We start from the raw sequence: 12,797 nt of genomic DNA on the forward strand, positions 1-12,797 counted from the left end.
CAATATTTAAATACTTCTGGAGAGTCAGAATGACTGCCGATAGCAAATTCAACCTGTTTTCATTCACAGGTAAAATGAAGATACTCCACATGTCGTGGATTGCCTTCTTTATTACATTTTTTGTGTGGTTTAACCATGCGCCGTTAATGTCAGCCATTGCTGAAACATTGGGCTTAACTAAATCGCAAGTTAAAACGTTACTTATTTTAAACGTGGCATTAACGATCCCTGCGCGTGTCATTATCGGTATGTTGACCGATAAATTTGGCCCCCGTAAAGTTTATTCTATCTTACTCATTGTTTGTTCTGTGCCGTGTTTTATGTTTGCTTTTTCAACCTCATTTGAAATGGCAGCAATTTCACGTTTATTACTTGGTTTTATTGGTGCTGGTTTTGTTATCGGTATTCGTATGGTAAGTGAATGGTTCCCTCATAATCAACTGGGTACGGCTGAAGGCGTATACGGTGGTTGGGGTAACTTTGGTTCAGCTGCGGGTGCGATGACTTTACCATTAATTGCTTTATGGCTAGGTGGTGATGACGGTTGGCGTTATGCGGTTGCCGTTACAGGTGCAATGAGCTTTGTTTTTGGTTTTATCTATTATTTCAGCGTTACAGATACGCCAAAAGGTTCGACTTATTTCCGTCCAAAAAATGTTGGCGGTATGGAAGTAACAAGCAAAGGCGATTTTGTTTTCATGATTATCATGAAGTTGCCTATGTATTTTGCCCTCGCATTATTAACGTGGAAATTATCACCTGAAGGCGTTTCATTAATTGGTGAAACCGGTGCGTTAGCTTCGTATGTGTTCCTAGCTTTGTTATTTGTTTTAGATGTTTATAAAGCGTATGACGTTAATAAAGAGATGTTTAAAAACCCTGTACCTGAAATGCATCAGTACAAATTTAAACAAGTTGCGGTATTAAATGTTCTTTATTTTGCGACGTTTGGTTCTGAATTAGCGGTTATTTCAATGTTACCGATGTTCTTCGCTGACACCTTTGGTTTATCGATGGTGATGGCTGGTTTGGTTGCCTCTGCCTATGCATTCATGAATTTAATGTCTCGTCCAGGTGGCGGCATGATTTCTGACCGTTTTGGTCGTAAGAAAACTTTACTTATTTTAACCGCTGGTTTAGCGATTGGTTATTTTGCAATGAGTTGTATTAACTCTGAATGGCCTTTAGTACTTGCGATAGTTTGTGCGATGGCTTGTTCATTCTTCGTACAAGCGGGTGAAGGCGCTGTATTTGCGGTTGTGCCTTTAATTAAGCGTCGCTTAACGGGTCAAATTGCCGGTATGACAGGTGCATATGGTAACGTAGGTGCTGTTGTATACTTAACCGTTTTCTCTATGGTTGATGCATCAACATTCTTCTTAGTGATTTCTTGTACGGCGGTATTAGGTTTCCTTACCTTATTATTAATGGAAGAGCCTTCTGGTCATATGACAGAAGTACGTGAAGATGGTACGGTTGAATTAATTGAAGTATCTTCTAGTCACTAATGTGATGTAGTTACTACTTTAGTTAATGATACAAAAGCCGGCATCGCCGGCTTTTGTTGTTTTAATAGAGTCTTTTTAAGGTGCTAGCAATGACAAAAGAATTAAAAGTTAATGTGGGTGGTTATTCAAGCGCTGGTATTAAAGTGGTAAACCAAGATGCGTTTGCCGTTAAAGTGGCCTCTGGCAGCATGCTTAAGCATAAAGGTGTTGTTGCTGCGATTGCGGATGGTGTGAGTAGTAGTGAGCGTTCGCAAGAAGCAGCTCAAATCGCGGTTACACAGTTTATTTCTGATTATTATGCGACGCCTGATACTTGGAGTGTCGGCCAGTCTTCTGCGCGGGTTATTACGGCGCTCAATTCTTGGTTGTACAATCAAAATCGTAATCTACATGCCGACGCTTTAGTCTCGACTTTTAGTTCAATTGTTTTTAAATCATGCACAGCTTATATTTTTCATGTGGGTGACAGCCGTGTTTATCGCAAAGAAGGCAAGCGTTGGCATTCGATCACCCGAGATCATGTGCATGCGACACGTGACCAAGATATCCTAACCCGTGCTTTAGGTATTGATAGCCACCTTGAAGTTGATTTTCATCAGGTTGATTTGGTTGATGGTGATTTATTCTTTTTGACGACAGATGGTTTTCATCGCTTTGTCAGTTTTAAAGAAGTTGATGAAGCGCTGGCATCACATGATAGTTTAGAAGCTTGTGCTGCGGCTTTATGTAAGCAAGCCGTCGTGAATGGCAGTGATGATAATCTATCTTGTGTGATTTTGCAGGTAGAACACATTCCCCATGAAGACATTAATGAAGCTCATAAACAGATCTCTTCTCTTGCGATCCCACCAGTGCTTGAGATTGGTCAATCACTTGAAGGTTATCAAGTTTGTCGGGTGTTGTTTTCGGGGACGCGCAGTCATGTGTATTTAGTTGAAGATGATCATGGTAAGCAATACGTATTAAAAACCCCCAGTGATTATTACAACGATGATTCACTTTATTTAGATGGTTTTCTACGTGAAGAATGGATTGGCAAGCGTTTAAATCATACACATATCATGAAGGTTTTTCCTCGCTCTGAAAATAGTCGTTTTATGTATCACTTATGTGAATACTTAGACGGTCAAAATTTACGTCAGTGGATGGTCGATAATCCTAAACCGTCGTTAGAGCAAGTGCGTAAAATGACGATAGAGATCTGTAAAGGACTTAGGCATTTCCAACGTAATGGTATGCTTCATCGTGATATTAAGCCTGAAAATATTATAGTAGATCGATTTGGCCAAATTAAAATAATCGATTTTGGCACGGTTAGAGTAGAAGGTATTGAAGAGATCAACTCGGCTATTAAAGAAGATATTCCAGTCGGTTCAGTTGATTACATCGCACCTGAGTTTATAGTCGAACGTGGACGCCATCGAGTCGGTGATTTTAGATCGGATATGTATTCACTGGCATTAATGGCTTATGAAATGTTATCCGGTAAATTACCGTATAACTTGAATGATTTGCGTAATAACATGCCTGATACCTACTCGGCATGGGTCTATTCCGAGCTTTCCGTATATCGTAAAGATGTACCTAAGTGGATGGATTTAGCGTTGGCGAAGGCGTGCGACCCTAACCCTGCGAACCGTCAATCTGCTTATTCAGAGTTTTTAGCAGACATTCAAAAGCCGAACATTAGTTTAGTGAGCAAGCATGAGCAAATGCCTTTTATGCAACGAGATCCATTGCGGTTTTGGAAATCGGTGAGTTTTATTATGCTTTTAGTGAATGCTATTTTACTATTTACCCTACTTAAATGAATAAAGGTATAGTGGTTAATCGCTCAAGTTTATATTTTTATGACATAAATGTATTTTTTAACTGATTATAAAACCAAATAGTATGACTAATAGGTGGTTTTAAATGTGTTTTCCATACACTCAGTGAATATTCAATATTCACTTTATTTATGGTTGTGGGCTGTTTTTCCTATTTTAAGAATGAAAAATACAAGGCTAAGGCTATTTTTGAACTATTTTGGTGCGATCTAGCAAAAATTTAACGTGCTGAATCAAATTAGTAAAAATAGTTATTACAAATCCAAATTTCGCTATGTCCTAGGCCATATATTTATTTGCACCCTATGGTGGCGTAAGCGACAATAGCGTCCACTAAGAGAAGTGAACACAAATACAATTATTTATAATAATATAAGAGGAGTTGTCATGGCATCACGTCAAGATCGCGCAAATGCTATCCGTGCTTTAAGCATGGACGCAGTACAAAAAGCTAAATCTGGTCACCCAGGTGCACCAATGGGTATGGCCGATATCGCAGAAGTTTTATGGGGTGATTTCTTACAGCACAACCCTGCAAACCCTGATTTTGTAAACCGTGACCGTTTTGTTTTATCAAACGGCCATGGCTCTATGCTTATTTATTCTTTACTTCATTTATCTGGTTATGATTTACCGATTGATGAATTAAAGCAATTCCGTCAATTACATTCACAAACACCGGGTCATCCTGAATACGGCTACACAAAAGGTGTTGAAACAACGACTGGCCCATTAGGTGCGGGTGTTTCTAATGCGGTTGGTATGGCGATCGCTGAGCGCACTTTAGCGGCTCAATTTAACCGTGAAGACCATGATATTGTTGATCATTTCACTTACTGTTTCTTAGGTGACGGTTGTTTAATGGAAGGTATCTCGCATGAATCTTGTTCATTAGCGGGTACTCTTGGTTTAGGTAAGTTAATTGCTTTCTGGGATGACAACGGTATTTCTATCGATGGTCACGTTGAAGGTTGGTTTACTGAAAATGTGCCTGCGCGTTTTGAATCTTATGGCTGGCATGTTATTGCTGATGTTGATGGACATAACCCTGAAGCCATCGCCGCGGCGATCGCAGAAGCTAAATCGATCACTGATAAGCCGACAATGATTTGTTGTAAAACAATTATTGGTTTTGGTTCACCTAACAAATCAGGTAGTCATGATTGTCATGGTGCGCCATTAGGTGATGAAGAAATTGCAGCTGCACGTGAATTCTTAAAATGGCCACATGCGCCATTTGAAATCCCAGCGGATATTCAAGCTGAATGGGATGGTAAAGCGAAAGGTGCTGATTTAGAAGCGTCTTGGAATGCAAAATTTGAAGCTTATACTGCTGCGTATCCAGAACTAGCGGCAGAGTTTACTCGTCGTGTAGTTAATAATGAATTACCAGCTGGTTTCTCTGAAAAAGCAGATGCCTTTATTGCTGCAACTCAAGCTAAAGCTGAAAATGTCGCTTCACGTAAAGCGTCACAAAATACCATTGAAGCGTTTGGTGCTATTTTACCTGAAATGTTAGGTGGTTCTGCTGACTTAGCGGGGTCTAACTTAACGTTATGGTCTGGTTCTAAAGGTATTCAAGTTGATGCTGCGGGTAATTACATTTTCTACGGTGTACGTGAATTTGGTATGAGCGGTATCATGAACGGTATCTCTTTACACGGTGGTTTTATTAACTACGGTGCGACCTTCATGATGTTTATGGAATACGCGCGTAACGCTGTCCGTATGTCTGCATTGATGGGTATCCAAAACATATTTGTTTATACCCATGATTCAATTGGTCAAGGTGAAGATGGTCCTACTCATCAACCTGTTGAGCAATTAGCTAATTTACGCATGACACCAAATATGTCTACATGGCGTCCGGCTGATGGTACTGAATCGGCAACGGCTTGGAAACACGCTGTTGAGCGTCGTACTGGCCCAACATCTTTGATTTTCTCTCGTCAAGGTTTACCTGCTCAACCGCGTACAGAAGAGCAAGTTGCTAACATCAAAAAAGGTGCTTATGTGCTGGTTGATTGTGGCCAAACGCCTGACGTTATCTTAATTGCTACGGGTTCAGAAGTCGGTTTAGCCGTTGATTCTGCTGCGGCATTAGCGGCTGACGGTGTTAAGGTTAATGTTGTTTCAATGCCATCTACTGATGTATTTGATGCACAAGATGCGGCTTATAAAGAATCAGTATTACCGGCTTCTGTAACTAAGCGTGTGGCTATTGAAGCTGCACACGTTGATTACTGGGCTAAATACGTTGGCTTTGGTGGTGATGTTGTGGGTATGTCTACATTTGGTGAATCTGCACCGGGTGGCGAGTTATACAAACACTTTGGCTTTACCGTTGACAATGTTGTTGCAAAAGTAAAAGCGCTTTAATTATTAAAGGCTTGAATTGATATAAGCCGGGTATTTATCCGGCTTATTTTTTTTCTTGATAGGTAATCTGTGCGTAAAGCACATCTCTGTCATATTTATCATTTATACCTAAGTTCATTTAAGTACGAGCGTCACTTATATTGAATATACTCAGAATGGATTTAGGTATAAATATCGACTCAGTATATAATGAAACTCTATTCGCGGTTCAAATGAGGATACCGTTATTATTCGAGTTGCTATTAATGGCTTTGGTCGAGTTGGCCGAAACCTACTCAGGGCTATTTTTGAAAATGGCCTGCAAGATACAATCCGGGTTGTTGCTATTAATGAATTGGCTGCCCCTGACGCGATCGCTCACTTATTAGAGTTTGATTCGACCCATGGTCGTTTTAACTTTCCGGTTAGTGTTAATGAAGAGCGATTAACGGTTGCCGGGCAAATGATTTATTTATTGTCGGAGCGACGTTTAGATCAATTACCTTGGGATAATCTTGGTATTGATCTCGTTTTAGAATGTACGGGTGTATATAAAACCTTTGAAGAAGGCTTTTTGCATATAAGAGCGGGAGCGTCTAAAGTTTTGTTTTCTCACCCTGCTGATTCTCATGTTGAAAATACCATCATTTATGGTGTTAACCATGACAGCTTATTGCCAACTCAGCGTATTGTTTCGAATGGCTCTTGTACGACAAATTGTATTGTACCGGTGATTAAAGCGCTTGATGATGCTTTTACTGTTGAATCAGGTACGGTAACGACAATCCATTCATCAATGAATGATCAACAAGTGATTGATGCTTACAGCGATGATTTGCGTTTAACTCGTGCTGCCGGACATTCAATTATACCGGTGGATACACGTTTAGCAGCGGGCATAGAGCGTATTTTACCGCACTTAGCTGAGCGCTTTGAAGCGATAGCAGTACGGGTGCCTACTATAAATGTGACGGCGATGGATTTAAGTGTAACGGTAGCGGAAGACGTCACGGTTGTACAAGTGAACAACTTATTAAAACAGGCTGCTGAGACATTGTTCGAAGGGGTTCTGGGTTATACCAACAGACCATTAGTTTCTGTTGATTTTATGCATGATCCGCGTTCTTCTATTATCGATGGAACACAAACGCGCGTTAGTCATAAGCGATTGATAAAAATATTAGCGTGGTGTGATAACGAATGGGGTTTTGCAAACCGCATGTTAGATACCGCACAAATCATGATTAAAAAGTAAATGCACTTTGCACACAAAAGGAAAAAAATATGTCAGTAATAAAAATGACGGATTTAGATTTAAGCGGTAAAAAAGTATTAATTCGCCAAGATTTGAATGTTCCACTTGAAAATGGCGAAATCACCAGTGCAGTGCGCATTGATTTATCATTACCGACAATTAAGCTCGCTTTAGAAAAAGGCGCAGCGGTCATGATAATGTCTCACTTAGGCCGTCCTGAAGAAGGAACGTTTGATGCCGAAGCGTCTTTAAAACCTGTTGCTGATTATTTAAGTGAAACTTTAGATGCACCTGTTTCTTTAGTTAGTGATTACCTTGAGGGTTATGAAGCTAAAGCCGGTGAAGTCGCCGTTTTTGAAAATGTTCGTTTCAATACGGGTGAAAAAAGCAATGACGATGTATTAGCTAAAAAATTAGCAGCTTTATGTGATGTGTTTGTTATGGATGCATTTGGTACTGCTCATCGTGCTCAAGCGTCTACACATGGTGTTGCTAAATATGCACCCGTTGCAGCTGCTGGTCCTTTATTGTCGGTTGAATTAGCGGCTTTAGGTAAAGCATTAGATAATCCTGCTAGACCTTTAGTTGCGGTTGTTGGTGGCTCTAAAGTGTCAACTAAATTGACTGTTTTAGATTCATTATCAAAAATTGCTGACGTGATGATTGTGGGTGGGGGGATCTCTAACACTTTCGTTGCTGCTGCCGGTTTTGAAGTGGGTAACTCATTATATGAAGCCGACTTAATTCCTGAAGCACAACGTTTGTGTAAAGAAACTGAAGTGATTTATGCTCAAGACGTAACAACGACTAAAGATGGCTTTAGTGATTGGAGTCATGATTCAGCTGTTACGGTTAAAGATCCAAGCGAAATCCAATCGGATGAAGAAATTATCGATTATGGCCCTAAATCGGCTGCTCGTGCGGCTGAAATTTTAAAAGGGGCTAAAACTATTTTATGGAATGGCCCATGTGGCGTATTCGAGTTTGATGCATTTGCTAAAGGCACTGAAGTTGTGGCTCGTGCAATTGCTGAAAGCGAAGCGTTCTCGATTGCGGGTGGGGGTGATACGTTAGCTGCTATCGATAAATTCGATTTAGCAGATCAAGTGTCATACATCTCGACTGGTGGTGGGGCTTTCTTAGAATTTGTAGAAGGTAAAGTGTTACCTGCTGTTGAAATTCTAGAACAAAGAGCTAAAGGCGCTAAATAATTTAAAATTTCAAAATGCGATGGTAATTTGTATTTTGTGATTAAATATTCTAAAACCCAGTGTTTAAACACTGGGTTTTTTGTTTTTATGGTGCTTGTTTATCGGTTATATAATAAATATATATTTTCTTATCTAGGGGGTTAATAAAGAATTGCTCATAAAGCTAATGAATTATATTTAATCAGTTAATCGTATTTATTTATCGGTCAAATTTGCTTAAAATGGCCGCCATTCATTTGAGTATATGGGTTTAGGCATGAAGTTCAGTTGTAGGGGCGTTAGTTTATCGGCATTGTTGTTAGGGATGTCGGTCAGTGCTTTTGGCCAAGCTAATGTTCAATCAGAAGATAAGCGACCTTGGCGTGCATCGTCTGAACTGGGTATTACGGATACATCCGGTAATACGACGGGGACATTAGCTAAACTGAAAACAGATTTTGAGTATGATGCTCAAATGTTTCGTACCACTGTTAATTTTGATTTGCTATATAAAACCGATGAAAAAGATAAAACGGTTGTTGACCCTGACACCAATGAAAATATAAAAGTAACAGAGAAAAACACGACTGCACATAAATATAATATAGCAGTACAAAGTAACTATAAAGTCACACAAAAAAATCAAGCTATCTTCGCTCGTGTCTCTTATGATAAAGATCGTTTTTCGAGTTTTGATTATCAAGCGACATTAACGTTTGGTTACAATACTCGTTTGCTACGTTCTGATGAATCATTTTTAGATTTATCAATGGGGCCGGGTATGGCATTTGATGCGACATTTCAAAATGAGTTAAATGAAGAAACAGGCCAAAATGAAAAAGTAAAAGTATCAGATAGTTACTTTCAATTATATTCAGCGGCTAAATATGAACGAAAACTCAGTGATACCGCTTATTTTACCCAACGACTGAGTGTTGAGGGTAACTTAGAAGATAATACTAAAACGGTATCGGATACCGCGATCACCTCTAAAATTAACGGCTCATTAGCATTAAAAGCATCAATTAAGTTTATTCATAACTCTACTGTTAAAGATGGCTTTGATAAAACCGATACCGTTACAGGTGCTACTTTAGTTTATACTTTTTAATATAACTAAGGCTTTTAGCTAAAGCCTCATACCCAAGTTACATAACAAATGCTTGTCTAAAAAAGCGATTTAAGTCAATTTTAAATTGTTCTGGTTTTACGCTCGATTCAATCGATTCTGTTTCACCTGCGCGTGCTAAATCGATTTCTTTCATATCGGTAAAATGTTTATGTGTTGTATGATAAAACACTTTGATGCGTGGTTTTAGTGGTGCTATTTTATTGGACTTTGTAACTATTGCTAACTTACCGCTTTCTAGTTTAACTAAAGTTCCGACTGGATAAACGCCAATGCATTGAATAAAGCTATTCAATAATTCTTCGTCTAACTGATGCGGTGTCATTGATTTCATTACTTTAAACGCATTAGTTGATGTCATGCCTTTTTTATATACCCTTTCTGCAGTCATCGCATCGTATATGTCAACAATCGTGATCATTCTACCCCATTGGCTTATTTCATCGCCTTTTAGGTTGTTGGGGTAACCTGAGCCATCTAATTTTTCATGATGCTCGGCGGCAACTTGCTTTGAAATATCACTTAACCCTTCTGTTTCATGTAAAATATCTAAACTAAATTGGGCATGTTTTTTCATGAATTCAAATTCAGCATCGCTCAACTTCCCTGGTTTATGCAAAATTTCATCCGGTATTTTTGTTTTGCCGATGTCATGAAAGAATGCGCCTGTTGCCAGTTGGTTTATGGTCTCGGTATCAAGAGCTAGGTGTCGTGCAAATATCCCCATTAAAATGGAAACATTTAAAGAATGTTCTAGTAAGTATTCGTCTTTTTCACGAATGCGAGTCATACAAGCGAGTGCATCTTGGTTGCGAAATATTGAATCAATAAACTTTTTTGTAGCTTCTTTAATCGGCTCTACATCTAGCTTGAGTCCTGATTGTATGTCGCCAATGGCTTTTTTCTGTAGTTCTTTTGCTTCTTGATAAAGCTTTTTAGCTCGATGCAGTTCGTTTTCTAATGCGACAGGTTTAATTTTATTTGTGGGTTCAGGTGCTTTTTCAGGTTGCTCGTTAGGTTCATCAATAATTGTTTTTGACGGGTCAATCGCTATTTTTAAAATACCTTTACGCTTGAGCATTGCGATCGATTTATCGGTCTTCACCCAACCTTTCGTTTTTATTTTTACCTTGTTGATCGTTTCAACGACTTCAACAACGTACATACCGGTATGAAGTTCATCAATTGAAATTATTTGCATATTTCAGTGCTTACCATTTTATGGGGGCGTTAAGGCGACATGATCTAATTTATTTATATTTGCATGCATGTAAAACTTTAGAGATAGTTGATTATATATTTATTTCAACTGTCTATGATTGCGCAAGCTCGTAATTGTGATCATCAAAGTTCTTCTTAACTTTAGCAAAGAATAAAGAATTTAACGAAAAATATCTGGAATTAAAAAAGGGCGGGAAATTAAAAAATACTGTACCTTACGAGTATTGATTCATAAGGTACAGATATTAAAGCTCGGCTATTATTTACGCCAGCTTGGAATTTTTGCTTCGTATGTCGTTATGTCTGCTTCAAATTGGAGTGTCCAGCCAATTGAATCTAAACCTTTAACTAAACATTCTTTATGGAATGCATTTATTTCAAAGTTGTACACAACACTATTTACTGTCACGGTTTGGTTTGGTAAATCAATATTAAATTGTGTTTGCGGATCAGCCGCTACCGCTTTAAACAATTCATTGATTTGCGCATCCGCTAAGATGATAGGTAAAATTTGATTGTTCATGCAGTTGCCATAAAAAATATCAGCAAAGCTAGTCGCAATAACAATATCAAAACCGTAATCTTTAATGGCCCAAGGTGCATGCTCTCGACTTGAACCACAGCCAAAGTTTTCACGCGAGAGTAAGACATTCGCGCCTTTATGTTCTGGTTTGTTTAATTCAAACGCAGGGTTTTCTGTTGTTCCTTCAAGATCAAGATAACGCCAATCATGAAATAAATGAATGCCAAAACCGGTTTTTTCTACACGTTGTAAAAATTGCTTTGGAATGATCGCATCAGTATCAACATTTGATTTATCTAATGGCGCTGCTTTACCTGTAATAAGAGTCATACCCGACATTATTTTGCCTCCAATAATGTACGCACATCAACAAAGTGTCCTGTTACCGCGGCGGCCGCTGCCATAGCAGGGCTCACTAAGTGAGTGCGTCCACCACGGCCTTGACGGCCTTCAAAGTTACGATTTGATGTTGATGCACATCGTTCACCATCACCTAATCTATCGTCATTCATGGCTAAGCACATAGAGCAACCTGGTAAACGCCACTCAAAGCCCGCCGCTTTAAATATAACGTCTAAGCCTTCTTCTTCAGCTTGTTTTTTAACTTGGCCTGAACCGGGCACGACAATCGCTTGTATACCATTGGCGACTTGACGGCTTTCGGCTATTTTAGCGGCAGCTCGTAAATCTTCAATACGGCTATTAGTACATGAACCAATAAACACTTTATCAACGCTTAAATCCGTTAAGGCTGAACCTGCTGCCACATTCATATATTTTAAAGCGGCTTCTGCTGATGCTCGCTCAACTGGGTTGCTGATATGACTAGGTGTTGGTACGGCTTCATTTACACCGATGACTTGACCCGGGTTAGTACCCCAAGTTACCTGAGGCTGAATGTCTTCAGCTTTTAAACTTACATATTGATCGAATTCGGCACCTTCATCGGTTTTTAATTCATTTAACCAATAATCAACCGCCACATCCCAATCGGCACCTTTTGGTGATAAATCGCGACCTTTTAAATAATCAATTGTTGTTTGATCAGGCGCGATTAAACCTGCCTTGGCACCTGCTTCAATACTCATATTACAAATGGTCATGCGTTCTTCTATTGAGGTCGCTTCGATTGCGCTGCCGCAATATTCAACAACATGACCGGTGGCGCCATCCATGCCTATTTTACCAATAATCGCTAAGATGATGTCTTTCGCTGTCACACCAAAACCTAAAGTGCCTTCAACTTCAACACGCATGGTTTTATATTTATTTTGTTTTAATGTTTGTGTCGCTAAAACGTGTTCAACTTCTGAGGTACCAATGCCAAATGCTAAGGCACCAAATGCACCATGTGTTGCAGTATGTGAATCACCACAAACAATTGTTGTGCCGGGTAATGTAAAGCCTAATTCAGGCCCCATTACGTGAACGATACCTTGTTTTACATCGCCAATACCATGAAGTTGGACGCCAAATTCTTCACAGTTTTTTTGTAATGTTTGCATTTGAATTTTAGCTTGTGGACCTGCAGCATCAATCGCTAATGATTGCGTTGATACATTGTGATCCATTGTGGCTAAAGTTTTAGTCAATTGACGTACAGGGCGATTCGCAACGCGTAAACCTGAAAAGGCCTGTGGTGATGTCACTTCGTGTACCAATTGGCGATCGATGTAAATTAAAGGTGTTTCACCGACTTCTGAACGAACAATATGTTCGTCGTAAATCTTGTCATACAATGTTTTTGCCATTGTGTTCTCCGGTAGCTTATATTCTTTTCGCTT

Annotated in this window: 9 protein-coding genes; 6 read left to right on the plus strand and 3 right to left on the minus strand. The window is 39.3% G+C overall.

From position 1 onward, the window contains the following. Positions 1 to 29: 29 nt before the first annotated feature. The 6 genes from DPX34_RS13280 to DPX34_RS13305 all read left to right on the plus strand — a co-directional run bounded on the left by DPX34_RS13280 (position 30) and on the right by DPX34_RS13305 (position 9,251). Positions 30 to 1,508, plus strand: a complete 1,479-nt coding sequence (locus DPX34_RS13280) for a NarK family nitrate/nitrite MFS transporter (RefSeq protein ID WP_111978920.1) — start codon at positions 30 to 32, stop codon at positions 1,506 to 1,508. An 89-nt stretch (positions 1,509 to 1,597) separates the two neighbouring features. Next, positions 1,598 to 3,319 (plus strand): bifunctional protein-serine/threonine kinase/phosphatase, encoded by a 1,722-nt coding sequence (locus DPX34_RS13285; protein WP_111978922.1) that lies wholly within the window; start codon positions 1,598 to 1,600, stop codon positions 3,317 to 3,319. Positions 3,320 to 3,724: 405 nt separating this feature from the next. Next, positions 3,725 to 5,716 (plus strand): transketolase, encoded by a 1,992-nt coding sequence (gene tkt, locus DPX34_RS13290; RefSeq protein WP_111978923.1) that lies wholly within the window; start codon positions 3,725 to 3,727, stop codon positions 5,714 to 5,716. A gap of 199 nt (positions 5,717 to 5,915) precedes the next feature. Continuing rightward, the gene (gene epd / locus DPX34_RS13295) at positions 5,916 to 6,950 is read left to right on the plus strand and encodes an erythrose-4-phosphate dehydrogenase (RefSeq protein ID WP_111978925.1); all 1,035 of its coding nucleotides are present in this window, start codon (positions 5,916 to 5,918) and stop codon (positions 6,948 to 6,950) included. 29 nt (positions 6,951 to 6,979) lie between these two features. After that, the gene (locus DPX34_RS13300; RefSeq protein ID WP_111978927.1) at positions 6,980 to 8,161 is read left to right on the plus strand and encodes a phosphoglycerate kinase; all 1,182 of its coding nucleotides are present in this window, start codon (positions 6,980 to 6,982) and stop codon (positions 8,159 to 8,161) included. A 256-nt stretch (positions 8,162 to 8,417) separates the two neighbouring features. Beyond that, positions 8,418 to 9,251, plus strand: a complete 834-nt coding sequence (locus tag DPX34_RS13305) for a DUF481 domain-containing protein (RefSeq protein ID WP_157964727.1) — start codon at positions 8,418 to 8,420, stop codon at positions 9,249 to 9,251. 37 nt (positions 9,252 to 9,288) lie between these two features. On the opposite strand, the gene DPX34_RS13310 is transcribed toward DPX34_RS13305, so the two are convergent. The 3 genes from DPX34_RS13310 to leuC form a co-directional block, all read right to left on the minus strand. Continuing rightward, on the minus strand, positions 9,289 to 10,470 hold the full coding sequence (locus DPX34_RS13310; RefSeq protein WP_111978930.1) for an HD-GYP domain-containing protein: 1,182 nt from the start codon (positions 10,468 to 10,470) through the stop codon (positions 9,289 to 9,291). Between the two features lie 279 nt (positions 10,471 to 10,749). After that, complete coding sequence (gene leuD / locus DPX34_RS13315; RefSeq protein ID WP_111978932.1) at positions 10,750 to 11,352, minus strand: 3-isopropylmalate dehydratase small subunit; 603 nt, start codon at positions 11,350 to 11,352, stop codon at positions 10,750 to 10,752. Continuing rightward, the gene (gene leuC, locus DPX34_RS13320) at positions 11,352 to 12,764 is read right to left on the minus strand and encodes a 3-isopropylmalate dehydratase large subunit (RefSeq protein ID WP_111978934.1); all 1,413 of its coding nucleotides are present in this window, start codon (positions 12,762 to 12,764) and stop codon (positions 11,352 to 11,354) included. Before leuC ends, leuD begins: the two co-directional genes overlap by 1 nt. Between the last annotated feature and the right edge of the window lie 33 nt (positions 12,765 to 12,797).

The sequence above is a fragment of the Algibacillus agarilyticus genome (assembly GCF_003286125.1).
Classification (GTDB): Bacteria; Pseudomonadota; Gammaproteobacteria; order Enterobacterales; family Alteromonadaceae; genus Algibacillus; species Algibacillus agarilyticus.